Annotated in this window: 18 protein-coding genes; 10 read left to right on the top strand and 8 right to left on the bottom strand. The window is 68.4% G+C overall.

Annotated features, from left to right (window positions below; genetic code table 11):
- Positions 1-96: 96 nt before the first annotated feature.
- Genes AC2EWF_RS04725 through ndk form a run of 4 tightly spaced genes read right to left on the bottom strand, consistent with a single transcriptional unit; the run spans position 97 to position 3495 of the window.
- Positions 97-1116: a helix-turn-helix domain-containing protein gene (locus AC2EWF_RS04725; RefSeq protein WP_483638181.1), complete on the bottom strand. Its 1020-nt coding sequence runs from the start codon at positions 1114-1116 to the stop codon at positions 97-99.
- Positions 1113-1922 carry a type IV pilus biogenesis/stability protein PilW gene (pilW, locus tag AC2EWF_RS04720; protein WP_483638180.1) on the bottom strand — a complete coding sequence of 270 codons (810 nt, stop codon included), beginning with the start codon at positions 1920-1922 and terminating at the stop codon, positions 1113-1115. The genes AC2EWF_RS04725 and pilW overlap by 4 nt, the downstream gene beginning before the upstream one ends.
- On the bottom strand, positions 1912-3063 hold the full coding sequence (rlmN, locus tag AC2EWF_RS04715) for a dual-specificity RNA methyltransferase RlmN (protein ID WP_483638179.1): 1152 nt from the start codon (positions 3061-3063) through the stop codon (positions 1912-1914). The genes pilW and rlmN overlap by 11 nt, the downstream gene beginning before the upstream one ends.
- Before the next feature lie 6 nt (positions 3064-3069).
- Positions 3070-3495, bottom strand: coding sequence for a nucleoside-diphosphate kinase (gene ndk / locus AC2EWF_RS04710; protein ID WP_483638178.1), 426 nt, complete (start codon positions 3493-3495; stop codon positions 3070-3072).
- 173 nt (positions 3496-3668) lie between these two features.
- Between ndk and AC2EWF_RS04705 the strand changes: the two genes are divergently transcribed.
- From AC2EWF_RS04705 to AC2EWF_RS04695, 3 genes are all read left to right on the top strand, one after another.
- A complete protein-coding gene (locus AC2EWF_RS04705; RefSeq protein WP_483638177.1) occupies positions 3669-4337 on the top strand; it encodes a TetR/AcrR family transcriptional regulator in 669 nt (222 codons plus the stop codon).
- 85 nt (positions 4338-4422) lie between these two features.
- Positions 4423-6810: a 3-hydroxyacyl-CoA dehydrogenase/enoyl-CoA hydratase family protein gene (locus AC2EWF_RS04700; RefSeq protein WP_483638176.1), complete on the top strand. Its 2388-nt coding sequence runs from the start codon at positions 4423-4425 to the stop codon at positions 6808-6810.
- Between the two features lie 55 nt (positions 6811-6865).
- Positions 6866-8071, top strand: a complete 1206-nt coding sequence (locus AC2EWF_RS04695; protein ID WP_483638175.1) for an acetyl-CoA C-acyltransferase — start codon at positions 6866-6868, stop codon at positions 8069-8071.
- 165 nt (positions 8072-8236) lie between these two features.
- On the opposite strand, the gene AC2EWF_RS04690 is transcribed toward AC2EWF_RS04695, so the two are convergent.
- Positions 8237-9403: a hypothetical protein gene (locus AC2EWF_RS04690; protein WP_483638174.1), complete on the bottom strand. Its 1167-nt coding sequence runs from the start codon at positions 9401-9403 to the stop codon at positions 8237-8239.
- A gap of 84 nt (positions 9404-9487) precedes the next feature.
- The gene (locus AC2EWF_RS04685; RefSeq protein ID WP_483638173.1) at positions 9488-9751 is read right to left on the bottom strand and encodes a DksA/TraR family C4-type zinc finger protein; all 264 of its coding nucleotides are present in this window, start codon (positions 9749-9751) and stop codon (positions 9488-9490) included.
- Between the two features lie 543 nt (positions 9752-10294).
- Between AC2EWF_RS04685 and AC2EWF_RS04680 the strand changes: the two genes are divergently transcribed.
- From AC2EWF_RS04680 to AC2EWF_RS04655, 6 genes are all read left to right on the top strand, one after another.
- Positions 10295-10996, top strand: coding sequence for a pirin family protein (locus AC2EWF_RS04680; RefSeq protein WP_483638172.1), 702 nt, complete (start codon positions 10295-10297; stop codon positions 10994-10996).
- 84 nt (positions 10997-11080) lie between these two features.
- Positions 11081-11869 (top strand): DUF899 domain-containing protein, encoded by a 789-nt coding sequence (locus tag AC2EWF_RS04675; protein WP_483638171.1) that lies wholly within the window; start codon positions 11081-11083, stop codon positions 11867-11869.
- On the top strand, positions 11866-13335 hold the full coding sequence (locus AC2EWF_RS04670; RefSeq protein ID WP_483638170.1) for a DHA2 family efflux MFS transporter permease subunit: 1470 nt from the start codon (positions 11866-11868) through the stop codon (positions 13333-13335). The genes AC2EWF_RS04675 and AC2EWF_RS04670 overlap by 4 nt, the downstream gene beginning before the upstream one ends.
- Positions 13332-13688: a DUF1428 domain-containing protein gene (locus tag AC2EWF_RS04665; RefSeq protein WP_483638169.1), complete on the top strand. Its 357-nt coding sequence runs from the start codon at positions 13332-13334 to the stop codon at positions 13686-13688. Before AC2EWF_RS04670 ends, AC2EWF_RS04665 begins: the two co-directional genes overlap by 4 nt.
- A gap of 86 nt (positions 13689-13774) precedes the next feature.
- A complete protein-coding gene (locus tag AC2EWF_RS04660) occupies positions 13775-14782 on the top strand; it encodes an NAD(P)H-quinone oxidoreductase (RefSeq protein ID WP_483638262.1) in 1008 nt (335 codons plus the stop codon).
- Between the two features lie 22 nt (positions 14783-14804).
- Positions 14805-15479, top strand: a complete 675-nt coding sequence (locus AC2EWF_RS04655; RefSeq protein WP_483638168.1) for a thiopurine S-methyltransferase — start codon at positions 14805-14807, stop codon at positions 15477-15479.
- A gap of 85 nt (positions 15480-15564) precedes the next feature.
- Here AC2EWF_RS04655 and AC2EWF_RS04650 read toward each other — a convergent pair whose 3' ends face one another.
- Positions 15565-16464 (bottom strand): sulfotransferase family protein, encoded by a 900-nt coding sequence (locus tag AC2EWF_RS04650; protein WP_483638167.1) that lies wholly within the window; start codon positions 16462-16464, stop codon positions 15565-15567.
- Positions 16465-16614: 150 nt separating this feature from the next.
- Here AC2EWF_RS04650 and AC2EWF_RS04645 point away from each other — a divergent pair, with 150 nt between their 5' ends.
- Positions 16615-17538, top strand: a complete 924-nt coding sequence (locus AC2EWF_RS04645) for an MBL fold metallo-hydrolase (protein ID WP_483638166.1) — start codon at positions 16615-16617, stop codon at positions 17536-17538.
- Positions 17539-17555: 17 nt separating this feature from the next.
- Here AC2EWF_RS04645 and AC2EWF_RS04640 read toward each other — a convergent pair whose 3' ends face one another.
- A complete protein-coding gene (locus tag AC2EWF_RS04640; protein ID WP_483638165.1) occupies positions 17556-17990 on the bottom strand; it encodes a GNAT family N-acetyltransferase in 435 nt (144 codons plus the stop codon).

The raw sequence follows: 17990 nt of genomic DNA, 5'->3' as shown, positions 1-17990 counted from the left end.
CTCGCCGCCACCCTTCGCCCATGCCCGGGCGAAGAATGGGCAAGCATAACCGAAATGGATCGCCCGCAGGCGCGCCGAGCGCCCGCGACAGTGCGATCAAAGAGTGGCCGCAGCGGCCTTGCCGTCCGCGATCTGCACGCGGAAATGCGCCACGTTGGCGCGGCGGAAACCATCGAGCGCCACCTGCTGGCCGTCGATGCTCACCTGCGCGCCGCCGACATTGCCGATGCGCACGTCCAACGGCTGGTCGCTGCGCCAGGTCTTGCTGGTACCGGCGGGCAGCAGGCCGTATTCCAGTCGCGTGCCATCCTGCCCGGTCACTTCGACCCAACTAGCTGCCGACAGGCTCAGGCTGAGGCTGTGGGCACCGCTGCCGACCGCGACGTTCGCGGCCGCGTCGGTCGTCGGTGGCGGCGGCGCATTGTCGTTGCCGAGGCCCGGAAACGGTGCCATGGAGGCCATCAGCGGCTGCTCCGACGCATCCGGCGCCGACGCCTGGGGCTGCTTTGCCGCCGTGGCCGGCGCCGGCGCAGCGGACACGACCCTGGCGGAGCTCACGGTCGGCGCCGACGCATCCTGCTGAGCGACCGGCGAGGCGTCCAGCGGGGTGAGGTGGCTGAGGTCGCGATCCAGGGTGCTGCGGACGCCGAACCAGATCGTCGGCGCCGCGATCACCAGGGTCAGCACCACGTAGGTGGCGGCGGTGGCGTAGCGGTCGAGCAGGAAGCGCGAATGCGAAATACCCCCGGTGGCCACCAGGGGCGGCTCGACCTGGCGGATGCGCGCCTGTTCGGCCTCGATCTCGGCCGCGTTGATGCCCAGGTAGTGCCCGTACTTGCCGATGTAACTGGAGAGGTAGATCTTCGAGTCGATGCCATCGTGCTCTCCCTGCTCCAGCTTGCGCAGGATTCGCAACGGCAACTTCAGCGCATGCGCGCACGCCTCCAGGTCGGCGCCACGTGCCTCGCGCGCCGCGCGCAGGCGACTGCCGAAGGCGGCATCGTGATGGTCGGGCCCGGGGCTGGCGGCAGGGACTTCCATGATGCCCGGCCGGTCGGCGAACAGATCGTGCGCGGCCGGATCCTGGCCGGGCTGGAAAGGCTGCTTCGTGGTCATTGACTGCTGGCGGTGGATTTCAGGGCGCGGGCCTGCTCCGAGTCCGGGAACTGGCTCTGCAAACGCCTGAGATAGGTCTGGGCTGCGTCCGTATTGCCCAAGCGCGACTCGATATCGTAACCAAGCTTGAGAGCGGCCGCATTGGGTTGGCCCAGCGCATCGAAGCGCTGGATGAAAGCCCGAGCACGAAACGCGTCCCCCTGCTGGTAGAGTACTTCGGCAAGGTGGAAAAGTGCATCGCCGTTGGCGGGATTTCGCGCGATTGCGTCACGAAAACTCGCTTCCGCGCCCGCCGTGTCGTTCGCCCGCAGCTGGCAGATGCCGGCGTTGGTGAGCGCCACGTCGGGGGTGGCGTAGAAGGGATCGGCCACCGCCTTGCGGAAGTAGCCTATCGATTCCTGCAACTTGCCGGTACGGCAAAGGAACTGGCCGAGGTTGTTGTTCGGGGCGCCCTTGGTCGGCTCCAGCGCCACCGCCTTGCGGTAGTGGAGCTCGGCCTCCGGCAGGTTGTTGATCTTTTCGTACACCACCGCGATCACGGTGTGGGCGGGCGCGTAGTCCGGGTCGAACTTCAGCGCCAACTGCAACTTGGCCAGTGCGTCCTGCAGGTCGCCGTCGGCCATGTAATGCTGGGCCAGCTCTGTGTGGATGCGGGCCGCATCCTGGCGCTGGTCGACCTTACTGGTGCCGGAGATGTTGGCCGCGGCCGACTGCCCGCTGCCGTTGTTGTCGCCGCCCCCATTCACCGTGACGCAGCCGGCCAGCGCCAGCGACAGGCCAAACCCCAGCAGCGGCTTACAGCGCATGCGTCACCTCTCGCTCCACACGTTGGCGTATCCCGGCGCTGCGCCGGGTGCGGTCGTTCACCTGCCCGGCCAGCTGGCCGCAGGCCGCGTCGATGTCGTCGCCACGGGTACGGCGCAGCATGGTGAGGATGCCGGCGTTGAGCAACTGGGTCTGGAACGCGCGGATGGTCTCGGCGTCGGAGCGCTCGAAGCGCGTGCCGGGGAAGGGGTTGAACGGGATCAGATTGACCTTGCAGGTCGGCAGCCGGCGCATGAAGCGGATCAGTTGCTTCGCGTGCTCGGGCTGGTCGTTCACGCCCTTCATCAGGGTGTATTCGAAGGTGATCGAGGTGCGCGGCTTGCGGGCGATCCAGCGCTGGCAGGCGGCAGTGAGCTCGGCCAGCGGGTAGCGCTTGTTGAGCGGCACCAGCTCGGTGCGCAGCTCGTCGTTGGCCGCGTGCAGCGATACCGCCAGCGACACGTCGATGACGTCCGACAGCTTGTCGATCATCGGCACCATGCCGGCGGTGGACAGGGTGACGCGCTTGGAGGCAAGGCCGAAACCCAGGTCGTCGCGCATCAGGCTCATCGCCCGCACCACGTTGTCGAAGTTCGCCAGCGGCTCCCCCATGCCCATCATCACCACGTTGGTGATGCGGCGGTTCTGGTGGGTGACGTTGCCAAGGTGCTTCGCCGCCACCCACATCTGGCCAATGATCTCGGCGGTGGCGAGGTTGCGGTTGAAGCCCTGCGCGCCGGTGGAGCAGAACTGGCAGTTCAGGGCGCAACCGATCTGCGAGGACACGCACAGCGTGCCGCGGGTGGGTTCGGGGATGTACACCGCCTCCACCGCGTTGCGGCCATCCATGCCGAGCAGCCACTTGTGCGTGCCGTCGGCGGCGGCCTTGTCCACCAGGGTCTTCGGCGGACCGACATGGCAGCTGGCCTCGAGCTTGCCGCGCAGCGCCTTGCCCACGTCGGTCATGTTGGCGAAGTCGGACTCGAGATGGTGGTAGATCCACTTCATCACCTGCTCGGCCCGGTACGGCTTCTCGCCGAGCTGCGCGAAGAAGTCGCGCAGCCCCTGGCGATCGAAGTCGAGCAGGTTGACCTTGCCGGCGACGCCAGGCTGGTCGGATGAAGTGGCAGCTGCCTCGGTCACGACTGTTTACCGCGGGTGCACTTCGGTAGAGGCGAAGAAGTAGGCGATCTCGACAGCCGCCGTCTCGGCGGCGTCGGAACCGTGCACGGCATTCGCATCGATGGAGTCGGCGAAGTCGGCGCGGATGGTGCCCGGCGCGGCTTCCTTCGGATTGGTGGCGCCCATCAGTTCGCGGTTCTTCTGGATCGCGCCCTCGCCTTCCAGCACCTGGATCATCACCGGGCCGGAAATCATGAAGTCCACCAGCGCCTTGAAGAAGGGCCGCTCCTTGTGTACGGCGTAGAAGCCTTCGGCCTCGGCGCGCGACAGCTGCTTCTGCTTGGCGGCGATCAGCTTGAGGCCGGCCTTCTCGAAACGGCTGTAGATCTCGCCGATCACGTTCTTGGCGACAGCATCGGGCTTGATGATGGAAAGGGTGCGCTCCAGCGCCATGGGTGTGCTCCGGGAAATTCAGGTATGGAGGAAGGTCGGCATCGTGCCGCGAGCAGTCAAAACCGACTCGGAATGAGGGTTTAGCCTGCGAAGTTTGACAGATTCTACCTCATTCGCAAGCCGGTGACGGCCTCGCCGGCCCGGTGGTTTGACGGCGGCAAAGCCGCCCGCGTATGCTCAAACGATCGTTTGAACTCGCCCGTCGGCTGCCTGGGAAGACCCGATCCGTGAATCGCACCGGCTCCACCAAGGAACGCATACTCGGCGCCGCCGAGACCCTGTTCGCCCAGCGCGGTTTCGACGGCGCCTCGCTGCGCCAGCTGACCAGCGCCGCCGGGGTCAACCTCGCCGCGGTCAACTACCACTTCGGCTCCAAGGAAAAACTGGTCGAGCAAGTGTTCCGGCGCCGCCTGGACGCGCTGAATGCCCAGCGCCTGAGCGCCCTGGCCAAGGTGGCCAACCAGCCCGGCACCCGCCTGGAGGACGTGCTGGACGCCTTCATACGCCCTGCCCTGGAGCTTTCGCACGACGACGGCGGCTCGCTGTTCATGCGCGTGCTGGCGCGTGCCTTCGCCGAGCACGACGACGGCCTGCGCAAGTTCCTGTCCGAGAACTACGGCCACGTGATGCGCCAGTTCACCGCCGAGTTCGCCCGGCTGCTGCCGCGGCTGAGCAAGGAAGAGCTGTATTGGCGCATCGACCTGGTGACCGGCGCGCTGACGCTGGCGATGTCCGGTTTCGGAATGATCCAGCGCAAGGGCGACATCAGCGAACACGCGTACCTGGAGCAGACCGTGCAGCACCTGGTCCGCTTTTCCGCCGCAGGCCTCAGCGCCTCCTGACCCCTCACCGCGCAGCCACGGCGGCGCAACCATCTCGAGTGGCTTTCCTTTCGCACTCCCTGCAGTCCCTGACCGGAGAATCCCGATGACCGCTCCATCCACCCCCACCCCGACGCTGCGCATCCGCAAGGCCGCCGTGCTGGGCGCCGGCGTCATGGGCGCGCAGATAGCCGCCCACCTGACCAACGCCGGCGTCGAGACCGTGCTGTTCGACCTGCCGGCGAAGGAAGGCCCGAAAAGCGGCATTGCGCTCAAGGCCATCGCCAACCTCGCCAAGCTCTCGCCCGCGCCGCTGGCCGACAAGGACCTCGCGGGCGCGATCATTCCCGCCAACTACGACGAGGACATGGGCCACCTCGAAGGCGTCGACCTGGTGATCGAGGCAATCGCCGAGCGGATGGACTGGAAGCTGGATCTCTACCGGAAGATCGCCCCGCACGTTTCGCCCACCGCGGTGCTGGCCTCCAACACCTCCGGCCTGTCGATCAACGGCCTGGCCGAAGCGCTGCCGGAAGAGATGCGCCACCGCTTCTGCGGCGTGCATTTCTTCAACCCGCCGCGCTACATGCACCTGGTCGAACTGATCCCGACCCGCCTCACCGACCCGGCCGTGGTCGAGGGCCTGGAAGCCTTCCTCGTCACCACCGTCGGCAAGGGCGTGGTGATCGCCCGCGACACGCCCAACTTCATCGGCAACCGCATCGGCGTGTTCTCGATGCTGGCCACCATGCACCACACCGAGCAGTTCGGCCTGGGCTTCGACGTGGTCGACGCGCTCACCGGTCCGGCCGTGGGCCGCCCCAAGAGCGCCACCTACCGCACCGCCGACGTGGTGGGCCTGGACACCATGGCGCACGTCATCAAGACCATGGCCGACACGCTGCCGAACGATCCCTGGCACGCCTACTTCAAGTCGCCCGCATGGCTCTCCACGCTGATCGAGAAGGGCGCGCTGGGCCAGAAGAACGGTGCCGGCTTCTATCGCAAGGCCGGCAAGGACATCGTGGTGCTCGACGTCGCCAAGCAGGACTACCGCGTCTCCGAGCAGAAGGCCTCGGACGAAGTCGCCGCCATCCTCGCCATCAAGAACCCGGCCGAGAAGTTCGCCAAGCTGCGCGCCTCCGCGGACAAGCAGGCGCAGTTCCTGTGGGCCACGTTCCGCGACCTGTTCCACTACACCGCCTACCACCTGGCCGACATCGCCGACACCGCGCGCGACGTGGACTTCGCGATCCGCTGGGGCTACGGCTGGAAGCTCGGCCCGTTCGAAACCTGGCAGGCCGCCGGCTGGCAGCAGGTCGCGCAGTGGGTTCAGGAAGACATCGCCGCCGGCAAGGCCATGAGCAACGCGGCGCTGCCGGCCTGGGTGCTGGACGGGCGCGACGGCGTGCACGGCAAGGACGGCTCCTGGTCCGCCGCCGACGGCAAGGCCAAGCCGCGCTCAGCACACCCGGTCTATGCCCGCCAGCTGTTCCCCGATCCCATCCTCGGCGAAAAGTTCGACCAGGGCAGCACCGTGTGGGAAAACGACGGCGTGCGCCTGTGGACGCTGGGCGACGACAGCGTCGGCATCCTCTCGTTCAAGACCAAGATGCACACGGTCAACGACCAGGTGCTCGACGGCATCCAGCACGCCATCGGCGTGGCGGAGGAGAAGCTCAAGGCCGTGGTGATCTGGCAGAACGGCGAGCCGTTCTCCGCCGGCGCCGACCTCAAGGGCGCACTGGGCCTGCTGCAGGCCGGCAAGTTCGACGACTTCGAGAAGATGGTCGCCAACTTCCAGCGCACCAGCATGCGCATCAAGCACGCGCTGGTGCCGGTGGTCTCTGCGGTGCGCGGCCTCGCGCTGGGCGGCGGCTGCGAGTTCCAGATGCACTCCGCGCGCACCGTGGCCGCGTTGGAGAGCTATATCGGCCTGGTCGAGGCCGGCGTGGGCCTGTTGCCCGCCGGCGGCGGCCTGCACGAGCTGGCCGTACGCGCGGCCAAGGCCAATCCGGCCGATCCGTTCGAGTCGTTGAAGAAGGTGTTCGAGACGGTGGCGATGGCCAAGGTCTCGCCCAGCGCGATCGAGGCGAAGAACATGGGCTTGCTGCGCGACAGCGACGTGGTGGTGTTCAACGCCTACGAGCTGCTCTACGTGGCGAAGAAAGTGGCGCTGTCGCTGGCCGAATCCGGCTGGCGGCCGCCGCTGTACCTGCGCAACGTGCCGGTCGCCGGCGACGTGGGCACCGCCACCTTCAAGGCCTCGCTGGCCAACCTGCAGGCCGGCTACTTCGCCTCCGAACACGACATCACCATCGCCACCCGCATCGCCGACTGCCTGTGCGGCGGCAACGTGGAACGCGGCTCGCTGGTAGACGAGGAGTGGCTGCTGGAGCTGGAGCGCAAGCACTTCGTCGAGCTGGCCAAGACCGAAAAAACCCAGGCCCGCATCGCGCACACCATGACCACCGGCAAGCCGCTGCGGAATTGACGGAACCCGGATCGCATCCCTTCCCCTTTCCGGATTCCTCACGAGGACACAAGACATGACCAAGCAAGTGCAAGACGCCTACATCGTCGCCGCCACCCGTACCCCGGTCGGCAAGGCGCCGCGCGGCGTGTTCCGCAACACCCGCCCGGACGACATGCTGGCCCACGTCATCAAGGCCGTCCTGGCGCAGGCGCCGGGCATCGACCCCCATCGCATCGGCGACGTCATCATCGGCTGCGCGATGCCCGAGGCCGAGCAAGGCATGAACGTGGCGCGCATCGGCCTGCTGCTGGCCGGCCTGCCGGACACTGTGCCGGGCGTCACCATCAACCGCTTCTGCTCTTCCGGTCTGCAGGCCGTGGCGATGGCGGCTGACCGCATCCGCCTCGGTGAAGACGACCTTATGCTCGCCGGCGGCACCGAGAGCATGAGCATGGTGCCGATGATGGGCCACAAGATCGCGATGAACCCCGCCATCTTCAGCAACGAGCACATCGGCATCGCTTACGGCATGGGTATCACCGCCGAGAACGTGGCCAAGCAATGGAAGGTCAGCCGCGAGGCGCAGGACGCGTTCTCGGTGGAAAGCCACCGTCGCGCGCTGGCCGCCCAAGCCGCCGGCGAGTTCAAGGACGAGATCACCCCGTTCCAGCTCGACGACCGCTACCCCGACCTCGCCACCCGCGGCATCGTCACCGACAGCCGCCTCATCAGCGCCGACGAGGGTCCGCGCGCCGGCACCACTGCCGAGGTGCTGGGCAAGCTCAAGACCGTGTTCCGCAACGGCCAGTTCGGCGGCACCGTCACCGCCGGCAACTCCTCGCAGATGTCCGATGGCGCAGGCGCAGTGCTGCTGGCCAGCGAAAAGGCGGTCAAGGAATACAACCTGCAGCCGCTGGCCCGCTTCGTGGGCTTCTCGGTGGCCGGCGTCAAACCCGAGGTGATGGGCATCGGCCCGAAAGAAGCGATTCCGAAAGCGCTCAGGCAGACCGGCATCACGCAGGACCAGCTCGACTGGATCGAGCTCAACGAAGCCTTCGCCGCGCAGGCGCTGGCGGTGATGGGCGACCTCCAGCTGGACCCCGCCAAGGTCAATCCGCTCGGTGGCGCCATCGCGCTCGGCCACCCGCTCGGCGCCACCGGCGCGGTGCGCATCGCCACGCTCGTGCATGGCCTGCATCGCCGCAAGCAGAAGTACGGCATGGTGACCATGTGCATTGGCACCGGCATGGGCGCTGCCGGCATCTTCGAGGCGATCTGATCACCCGATCTGTCATGCCGCCGGAAACCGGCATGCAGCGATGGTCGCTGGAAACGGCAACGGCGCCGCATGGCTGCGGCGCCGTTGCCGTTTATTGCCGATGCGGGGCTGCCGGAATGTCTCAGGGATGCCCCGGCAAGCTCGGCGGAAGCCACCAGCCTGCCCTTATTGCCTGCGCCTGAAGATCTTCCTCCAGAACGACGGCCTGGCGTGTTCCGACGGCGCCTTCGGCGCCACGTAGCCCGGCTGCAACGCCGCGCAATCCGCCTGGAACGGTTGCGTGAGCTTTTCTGCCGATGACGGCGCGATCCAGAAGCCCAGCCGCACCGGGCTGCCGGTGATCTCGATCCAGGCAGCCAGGGAGCCGGCATGCAGGACGCTCTCGAGTTGCGTGAAAGGCATCCGGCGCTCGAACAGCAATGCGTCGCCGTCGGCCTGCGGGCGCTTCCCCAGGCGAGGTTGCCAGGCCTCTCCGCCCACCTCGAAGTAGGCGTACATCGCGCGCGCAGCCAGGGTGCGGGCACGCTCCTCGCCCACGGCGTAACGGGCGCTCAGGGTGATCTGGCCAGGCCCGCACTGCAGGGTGAGCTGGTTCTCATGGCTGCGCACCGTCTGGGAAAGCACCAGGGTAGGCGCGTCGCCGGGAGTCTTCCGGTAGGACGCCACCAGCGGCAGGCGGCCGTTGTTGGCCACCTGCGCGGGCAACAGCTGTTCCGGCTTCCACCAGGCGACGCCGTTCACCACCAGGGCGCCTACCTTCGCGACCTGCCCGGGCCGCACGTCCATCGCGGCGATGTAGTTGCGCAGCTCGGTCGGCGACGGCACGCCTGGTGCGGCGGTGGCGCGGTTCGGCAGCAGGTTCTCGTGCAGGCCGATACGGTCGGCGCCGCTGGGCGACCAGCGGTACACGCCACCCAGCCAGGCGTAGGCGCAGGCGTCCAGGCAGGTCGCCGGAAGCGCCGGCGCGGAACCCGTGTGCCAGGTACCCAGGTGCGTGCTGGAACGCGCGGCGCGGAACAGCTTGCCGAGCTCCATGCCAGCAGCGGCATCGCCAGCGGAGGAGTCGAGGTAGATGTCGGTGCCTGGGGGTACCTTGCCCGACTGCAGCAGCCGGCGTACCTGCTCCACCGCGGCCACATTGATGGTGCCGGCCAGATAGAGCTGCGGCGCCTTGGCCATGCGCAGCGTGATGCTGTCGCTGCGCAGGTGCACGGTGAGGGGGCCGTCGAAACCGGGAGAAGGTTTCGACTTCGCCGCCGCCGGCATCGCCAGCGCGCAGCCCGCCGCGGCCAGGAGTAGCGTCGCGCCGCGGGAAAGATGGGAATCGGGCAAGATCACGCGCCTCGCGGGGAGCAAAGAGGCGAAGTGTCGCGCAATCGTGCCGGGCCCTGCATGAATGCGCGGAACCGCGAGCGTTCAGCGCAGCTGGCTGTCCTTGCTGCCGCGGCGGTTGTAGAGGTTCGCCGCGCGTTCGGCGTCCTGCGCCTCCTGGCAGGCCACGCACAGGCGTACGCCGGGCACAGCCTTGCGCCGCGCCTCGGGAATCGGCGCGTCGCATTCCTCGCAGCGGGCCAGGCCGGGGCCGCGCTGCAACTGGTTGCGGGCACGCTGCACGGCGTCGGCGACAGTGGCATCGATCTGGTCTTGCACGGCGCCGTCGCCGGCCCATCCGGTAGCCATGGGAATCTCCAAACGCTGCAGTCGGCACTGGATATGCGGCCACCGGAGCAGGATTTCCAGCGCGGGCGGCGTTGACCCACGCCAACGCATCGCGGACGCCGGTGGCCAGGATGAATGCAATATGCATGCGCCGACGCAGCCAACACCGGCCACCGGAAGAGCCTGGCGGAAGCGCGCCTCCTCCCTGCCGGATTGCCCGGGCGCCTGCACGCGGCGTGGCCATTCCCGCCCACGGTCCTGCTGGCATGGCTGACCGCCGGCTCCGCGGGTCGCGCCTGCGTTGGTCGCCACCGGCACGGCGCTGTTCGTGGCTGCGCTGGCGGCCTTCCTGCCCGGCGTGCGTGTACAGGCAGGGAATGGCTGCCGCGTGCTTTCCGCGCGGTGCTGGCGGCGACCCGCACCGGCGCCTGTACGGATCGGGGCCGGCGTTCGGCGGGACCACGCGCCGGGGCTCATGCCGGAAACAATCCGTTCGTTGCACGCCGGTTCTCCCGCGGCGCGTTCGCCTTCATGCTGTACCCATCCATCCATGAGGGCACTCCCATGATCGAACGCAGGCCTTTCGACCGCCTCGGCGGCGCCGACCACGGCTGGCTCAACGCGAAGCACCACTTCTCGTTCGCCGGCTACCACGACCCCGCGCGCATGGGCTGGGGCGCGCTGCGCGTGTGGAACGACGACACCATCGCGCCGCACACCGGCTTTCCGCCGCATCCGCACGCCGATATGGAGATCATCACCTACGTGCGCGAGGGCGCCATCAGCCACCAGGACAACCTCGGCAACAAGGGCCGCACGGTGGCGGGCGACGTGCAAGTGATGAGCGCAGGCAGCGGCATCACCCATGCCGAGTACAACCTGGAGAATGAAACCACCCGCATCTTCCAGATCTGGATCATCCCCGATGCGCACGGCCAGCCGCCGTCCTGGGGGACGCGGCCGTTTCCACGGGGCGAACGTGCCGGGCGTTTCGTGCCATTGGCCAGTGGCATCCCCGGCGATGCCGATGCCCTGCCCCTGCGCGCCGATGCGCGCGTGCTCGGCGCCACGCTGAAGGCCGGCGAGAGCACGGACTACGCGATGGCACCGGGCCGTTGTGGTTATCTGGTGCTCGCGCGCGGCAAGATGGAACTGAACGGCGTTCCGCTGGACGCCCGCGATGGCGCAGCGTTCCGCGACGAACGCATGCTGCGTGTCACCGCGCTGGAAGACGCCGAACTGGTGCTGGTGGACGTGGCTCCCTGAGTCGCGCCCAGTCGCCAGCGCGGACCTGTCGATTCCTGGCTGCTTCGCTCGTCGTCTCCAGGAACCCCCGCCTGGAGACGCACGATGCCGACACTCCCCGCCATTGCCAGCCGCGAGACGTGGCTGGTCGCCCGCAAGGCACTGCTGGAGGCCGAGAAGGCCGCCACCCTCACGCTGGACCGGCTGAACGCCCAACGGCGCGCGCTGCCGATGGTGCCGGTGGAAAAGCCCTACCTTTTCGACACGCCGGACGGCGAGGCCACCCTGCTGGGCCTGTTCGAGGGACGGCGCCAGCTGATCGTCTACCACTTCATGTTCCACCGCGACCGCGGCGAGGGCTGCCCCGGCTGTTCCTTCCTGGTGGACAACCTCGGCCACCTCGCGCACCTGCATGCGCGCGACACCACGCTCGCGCTGGTCTCGCGCGCGCCACTGGCGGAACTGTTGCGCTTCAAGGTCCGCATGGGCTGGACGCTGCCGTGGTATTCGTCCTGGGGCAGCGACTTCAATTACGACTTCCACGTGACCCAGGACGAGGCCGTGGCGCCGGTGGAATACAACTACCGGGACCGGACCGAGATGCTTGCGCGCGGCGAGCACGGCAACCTCGCTGGCGAACTGCCAGGGATCAGTGTGTTCCTGCGCGACGGCGAGCGTGTCTACCACAGCTATTCCAGCTACGCCCGCGGCCTGGACATGCTGCTGACCACCCACCACTATCTCGACCTCACCCCGTTCGGCCGCGGCGAAGGCTGGGACGGCATGCCCGACCTTGATGGCAAGGGCATGCACTGGCAACGCCTGCATGACCGCTACGATGAGGCGCCCGCAGCTGCCCCGGCGACCGTTTCCTGCTGCGGAGACATCCCTTGAACCTCCCTGCCCCTCCACCCGTGCCGCACGACCGCCGCTGGCTCGCGCTCGCCGTGCTGTGCCTCGGCGTACTGATGATCGTGCTGGACACCACGGTGGTGAACGTGGCCCTGCCCTCGATCCGCGCCGACCTGCACTTCAATGAGACCGACCTGGCCTGGGTGGTGAACGCCTACATGCTCACCTTCGGCGGCTTCCTGCTGCTGGGCGGCCGGCTGGGTGACCTGTATGGCCACCGCCGGCTGTTCCTGCTCGGCATCGCGCTGTTCACCCTTGCCTCGCTGGCCTGCGGGCTGTCCGGCACGCGCACGACGCTGGTGGTGGCGCGCGGTGTGCAGGGCCTGGGTGGCGCGGTAGTCACCGCGGTCGCGCTCTCGCTCATCATGAACCTGTTCACCACACCGGGCGACCGCGCCAAGGCAATGGGCGTGTACGGCTTCGTCTGCTCCGGCGGCGGCAGCCTCGGCGCCCTGCTCGGAGGTGCGTTGACCGGCGCGCTGAGCTGGCACTGGGTATTTCTGATCAACCTGCCGATCGGCGTGGCGGTGCTGCTGTGCTCGCTGCGCCTGCTGCCTGTGCTGCGCTTGGAACTGGCGCACCGGCACCTGGATGCGGCGGGAGCGGTCACGGTCACCGTTGCGCTGTTGCTGGCGGTGTACGCAGTGGTGAACGGCAATGCAGTGGGTTGGCTGTCGCCACGCACCCTGGGCCTGCTGGGCGTGGCGGCGGCGATGTTCGCGGCCTTCCTCGCGGTGGAAGCGCGGGTGCGCGCGCCGTTGGTGCCACTGGGACTGTTCCGGCTGCGCAACCTCGCCATCGCCAATGCGGTCGGCGTGCTGTGGGCGGCGGCGATGTTCGCCTGGTTCTTCCTTTCCGCGCTGTACCTGCAGCTCGTGCTGGGCTATGCCCCGCTGCAGGTGGGGCTGGCTTTCGTGCCGGCCAACCTGATCATGGCGGCATTCTCGCTGGGCCTGTCGGCCAGGGTGGTGATGCGCTTCGGCATCCGCCTGCCGCTGGCGGTCGGCCTGCTGCTGGCCGCGCTGGGGCTGGCGCTGTTCGCACGGGCGCCGGTGGACGGCCATTTCGCGATCGACGTGCTGCCCGCCATGCTGCTGCTCGGCCTCGGTGCCGGCATCGCGTTCAATCCAGTGCTGCTGGCGGCGATGGGCGATGTGGCGCCGCAGGAATCCGGGCTCGCCTCGGGCATCGTCAACACCTCCTTCATGATGGGCGGCGCGCTCGGCCTGGCGGTGCTGGCCAGTCTGGCCGCCGCCCGCAGCGGGCAGTTGCTCGCCGCCGGCACCAGCCAGGCCGCGGCGCTGGTGGGCGGCTACCAGTCCGCCTTCCTCGCCGGCGCGCTGTTCGCCGGCGTGGCCGCCCTGCTCGGCGGCGGCCTGCTGCGTCCCCGCCCGCATGCCGAATCGGCGCCGGAATCCCTTCCACCCCAGACTGCGGAGGAGTCATGAACTACGTCGATGGTTTCGTCGTCCCCGTGCCGAAGGCGAATCTCGCCGCCTACCGGCGTTTCGCCCGCAGGATCGGCAGGCTCTGGAAGAAGCACGGCGCGCTCGCCTGCGTCGAGTGCGTCGCCGACGACGTGAAGCCCGGCAAGCTCACCTCGTTTCCGCAAAGCGTGAAGCTGAAGCCCGACGAGGTGGTGGTGTTCTCGTGGGTCAGCTACCGCTCGCGCGCCCACCGTGATCGCGTGGTGGCCAGGGTGCTGGCCGACCCGCGCATGTCCGGCATGTCGCCGGCGTCGATGCCGTTCGACGGCAAGCGGATGATCTTCGGCGGCTTCAAGCCGATGCTGCAGCTTTGAGGGCAGGCGGCCCCCGCCCTTGCTTTCGCCGCCGTGCGCCTTCATCAACGTGGCGTTGACTGCCAGGAAGCAAGCGCATGCCGCAGATGCACGTCGTAGAGATTGTCCAAGCCGGTGGTCCCGAGGTGCTGCAGCCGGCGCTGCGGCCGGTGCCCAAACCCGGCCCTGGCGAGGTGCTGATCAAGGTGGCAGCATCCGGCGTGAACCGGCCGGACGTGCTGCAGCGGCAAGGCAGGTACGCACCGCCGCCCGGCGCCTCCGACCTGCCGGGACTGGAAGTGGCCGGCACCCTGGTCGAGGGCGACTTCGATGCGGACAACCCGTTCGGACTCAGGCCGGGCGACGCCGTGTGCGCCCTGCTCGCAGGCGGCGGTTACGCGGAATACGCGGTGGCGCCGCTGGTCCAGTGCCTGCCGGTGCCCGCTGGATTCTCGATGGTCGATGCAGCCGCGCTGCCCGAGAATTTCTTCACCGTATGGAGCAATGTCTTCGTGCGCGGCCAGCTCGGCCACGGCGAGGGCGGGGCGCGGGAGAGCCTGCTCGTGCAGGGCGGCTCCGGCGGCATCGGCGTCACTGCCATCCAACTGGCGCACGCGCTCGGTCACCGCGTGTTCGCTACCGCCGGGAGCGCGGACAAGTGCGCCGCGTGCGAGCGGCTGGGCGCCGAGCTGGCGATCAACTACCGCACGCAGGATTTCACCGCCGAAGTGAGGCAGGCCACCGGCGGCCGCGGCGTGGACGTGATTCTCGACAACGTGGCCGGCGACTATGTCCCGCGCGAACTGGATGCATTGGCCGAGGGTGGCCGGCTGGTACTGATCGCCACCATGGGCGGCAGTCGCGCCAGCATTGACGTCAGCCAGTTGATGCGGCGCCGGCTTACCATCACCGGCTCGACCCTGCGCAACCGCCCGGTCGCGTTCAAGGCCGAACTGGCCCGACAGCTGTACGGCGAAGTGTGGCCGCTGCTGCAATCCGGCCGGGTACGGCCGGTGATCCACACCGTCCTGCCCGCCCGCGAGGCAGCCCATGCACATACGCTGATGGAAAGCAGTGCGCATATCGGCAAGATCATGCTGGCGTGGGAGACTTGAGCCTTTCCACGGAGCATGGGTGATGCGGGCGGAATTCTGGCTGGAACGCTGGCGCGAGGGCCGCACCGGCTTCCATCGCGACACGCCGATGCCGCTGCTGCTGCGGCACTGGCCGGCGCTGGCGCTGCCGCGGGGCAGCCGCGTGCTGGTGCCGCTGTGCGGCAAGACGCTGGACATGCCCTGGCTCGCCGGACAGGGCCATCGCGTGCTGGGGGTGGAGCTGTCACCGCTGGCGGTGGCGCAGTTCTTCACCGAACAAGGCCTTGAGCTCGTGCGGCACGAGTCGCCGCTGGGCGTGCACCACGTGGCCGGCGACATCGAGGTCATCGAAGGCGACGTGTTCGCGCTGGACGACGCCACCCTGGCCGGATGCAGCGCGGTCTACGATCGCGCCGCCGTGATCGCGCTGCCCGCGCCCCTGCGCGCGCGCTATGCGCGCGAGGTCTACGCGCGCCTGCCCGCCGGTTGCCGCGGCCTGATGATCACCCTGGAATATCCGCAGCACGAGATGGAAGGGCCGCCGTTCTCGGTCGGCGCCGACGAGGTCATGGCACTGTTCGGTGAGCATTGGGACGTGGAACTGCTGGAGCGCAGCGACATCCTCGCTTCCCAGCCGGGGTTCCGGGAGGATGGTGTGACAGCAATGCACACCAGCGTGCATCGTCTGCGGCGCAAGCCGGCGGCGGCGCGGTGCTGACCTCACCGCCTGCGCGCGCTCCCTCGAGTCGGCCTTGCATCGCTTCGCCTGGCGCCGCCTCGGGCGGCGGCCCATGGACACGGCGTCAGCGGAACAAGTAGCGGACGCCGCGATCGCCGCGCTGTCCGCCGCCCCTGCAGCTGCGGCGCAGTTCCTCGTAGGGCGTCAACTGTCTTTGCAGCCACTCCCGCACCTGTGGCCCGAAAATGCTTTCGGCCTTGCGCCGGGCATGGCCAGGCAGGCCGCTCACCGCCTCGCGCTTCCACGGCTCGCTGCCCAGATCGGCGATCAGCTGGTCGCAGCTGGCGTCGAGTTCGGCAGCGGCGTCCAGGTGCAGGAAGGCGCAGAGGCGGCGCCACTCGCAGGACATGTCGCGGATCAGGTCGTCGAGGAAGACGAAGTGGTGATGCGGCCGCCGTGCATGCGCACGATGGATCTGCGCGGCACGATTCCAGCGCCGCGACCAGTGCACGGTGCCGCCGCCGAAGGCGTTGTTGTTCTCGTAGCGCAGGTTTGCGTCCGCGATCGACGCCAGTACGTCCTCGCCGGGGCGGATCACGTGCACGAAGCGCGCGTCCGGCACGTGGCGCTCGATCTCAGGGATGTAAAGCAGGTGGTACGGCGTCTTTTCGATCCAGGCTGCGCGTCCCTCGGCTTGTGCGTGTCCATCGAGCATCTCGACGAAACGGCGCACGCAGGTTCCGGCGCGCAGCGGCCAGGAGCGTCGCGCCGCTTCGCGCGGCAGGCGACGCTGCAGTTTTTCGAGCGCTTCGTATGCCCTTTTGTTCGCAAAGCCCAGTCGCTGCCGCAGGCGCCGGCGTTGTGGCCTGGCGTCGCGATCGCCCCAGCGCCACTTGAGGTCGCCGCACAAGTGCTCGAAGAACGCCGTCTCCGGCAGCGTCAGCACCGCCGGATGCCGCGCCAGCATCGCCTGCACCAGGGTGGTGCCTGAGCGAGGGCAGCCGACAATGAAGATGCGTTGCATGGGCAGTGAGCCTTTGTAGCGGTACTCATGGTGCACGAACCGACCTGCCGTCAACGCACAAATTTGCACGCGGTTGACACCGACCAAGGTTCAACGGAGAGCGGCGGATGTGTTTGCTACGCTGCGTACTCCATCGCGACAGGATCGGACATGGTGACGCAAGGCATTCACACCATCGACACCGGCTTCGTGCGGCCGGGCTTCGACGCCGCTTACCTGGTCGTCGAGCGCGGCCGCGGCGCCTTCATCGATTGCGGCACCAATCACGCGGTGCCGCGCATGCTGGCCGCGCTTGGCGAGGCCGGCCTCGCGCCCGCGGATGTCGACTGGCTGGTCCTCACCCACGTGCACCTGGACCACGCCGGGGGTGCGGGCGAATTGATTGCGCGACTGCCGAACGCGAAGCTGGTGGTGCATCCGCGCGGCGCGCGGCACATGACCGATCCATCGAAGCTGTGGGCCGGCGCCAGCGCGGTGTACGGCGAGGAGGTGATGGAGTCGACCTACGGCCGCCTGCGCCCGGTACCTGCCGGGCGCGTCGTGGAGGCGCCGGACGGCCACGTCGTCGACCTCGCCGGACGCACCCTGCGCTGCCTCGACACGCCAGGTCACGCGAAACACCATCTCTCGGTACACGACGTGCGCAGCAACACCTGCTTCACCGGCGACGTGTTCGGCCTGTCCTACCACGACTTCGACACCACGAACGGCCCCTTCATCCTGCCCACCACCTCGCCGGTGCAGTTCGACCCCGAAGCCTTGCATGCCTCGATCCGTCGCCTCGTCGCGCTGGAGCCCGCGGCGATGCATCTCACCCACTACGGCCGTGTCGAGCACGTGGCGAAGCTGGCCGACGACCTGCATGCGCAGATCGACGCAATGGTGGCGATTGCCCGCGCCGCGCAGGACCAGCCCGATCGCCACGCCGTGCTGACCGGGGCGCTCACCGACCTCTACGCCGGACGTGCCGCCGCGCATGGCTGGACGCAGGGGCGCGAGGCGCTGGTCGCCCTGCTTGGAATGGACATCGAACTGAATGCGCAGGGGCTGGAGGTGTGGCTGGACCAGCAGTGAAGAGGTGTGAACTCCGCTCACTTCACGGGCTTGCGATACGCATGCTGCGTTTTCATCCGCACGTACCCCAGTGCCTGGTAGAAGGGATGCGAGCCTTCGCGCGCCACGTTTGAGCGCACGCCGATCGCGTCGAAGCCCTGTGCACGCGCCCACTGCTCGGCATCCGTCACCAGGGCGCGCCCGACGCCGGTGCCGCGCGCGGCGGCATCCACTACCAATCCCACGATCTCGATGCGCTCGCCCGACTCCAGCGTGAGCCGGCGCTCGATCGCGATCCAGCCGAGCAGGCCGCCATGGTCGCCCTGCGCTACCACCACGCGATGCTGCGGCAGCGGCAGGATCACTCGCAGCCGGGCGGCCATCCCCGCCGTTTCTGCGGGATAACCAAGCTCCCCGGCCAGGCGGGCGATCCCGGCGGCATCTTCGACACGTGCGAGGCGCAGTGCAGGCAC

Source organism: Rhodanobacter sp. sgz306013 (assembly GCF_057031145.1).
The sequence above is the reverse complement of the archived record's forward strand: the minus strand, read 5'-3'. Positions and strand labels throughout refer to the sequence as shown.

Excerpts from the sequence above, each read along its gene's own strand:
- AC2EWF_RS04725 (WP_483638181.1), bottom strand. The coding sequence starts at position 1,116 with ATGACCACGAAGCAGCCTTTCCAGCCCGGCCAGGATCCGGCCGCGCAC.
- pilW (WP_483638180.1), bottom strand. The coding sequence starts at position 1,922 with ATGCGCTGTAAGCCGCTGCTGGGGTTTGGCCTGTCGCTGGCGCTGGCC.
- ndk (WP_483638178.1), bottom strand. The coding sequence starts at position 3,495 with ATGGCGCTGGAGCGCACCCTTTCCATCATCAAGCCCGATGCTGTCGCC.
- AC2EWF_RS04705 (WP_483638177.1), top strand. The coding sequence starts at position 3,669 with ATGCTCAAACGATCGTTTGAACTCGCCCGTCGGCTGCCTGGGAAGACC.
- AC2EWF_RS04700 (WP_483638176.1), top strand. The coding sequence starts at position 4,423 with ATGACCGCTCCATCCACCCCCACCCCGACGCTGCGCATCCGCAAGGCC.
- AC2EWF_RS04695 (WP_483638175.1), top strand. The coding sequence starts at position 6,866 with ATGACCAAGCAAGTGCAAGACGCCTACATCGTCGCCGCCACCCGTACC.
- AC2EWF_RS04685 (WP_483638173.1), bottom strand. The coding sequence starts at position 9,751 with ATGGCTACCGGATGGGCCGGCGACGGCGCCGTGCAAGACCAGATCGAT.
- AC2EWF_RS04680 (WP_483638172.1), top strand. The coding sequence starts at position 10,295 with ATGATCGAACGCAGGCCTTTCGACCGCCTCGGCGGCGCCGACCACGGC.
- AC2EWF_RS04675 (WP_483638171.1), top strand. The coding sequence starts at position 11,081 with ATGCCGACACTCCCCGCCATTGCCAGCCGCGAGACGTGGCTGGTCGCC.
- AC2EWF_RS04665 (WP_483638169.1), top strand. The coding sequence starts at position 13,332 with ATGAACTACGTCGATGGTTTCGTCGTCCCCGTGCCGAAGGCGAATCTC.
- AC2EWF_RS04660 (WP_483638262.1), top strand. The coding sequence starts at position 13,775 with ATGCACGTCGTAGAGATTGTCCAAGCCGGTGGTCCCGAGGTGCTGCAG.
- AC2EWF_RS04655 (WP_483638168.1), top strand. The coding sequence starts at position 14,805 with ATGCGGGCGGAATTCTGGCTGGAACGCTGGCGCGAGGGCCGCACCGGC.
- AC2EWF_RS04650 (WP_483638167.1), bottom strand. The coding sequence starts at position 16,464 with ATGCAACGCATCTTCATTGTCGGCTGCCCTCGCTCAGGCACCACCCTG.
- AC2EWF_RS04645 (WP_483638166.1), top strand. The coding sequence starts at position 16,615 with ATGGTGACGCAAGGCATTCACACCATCGACACCGGCTTCGTGCGGCCG.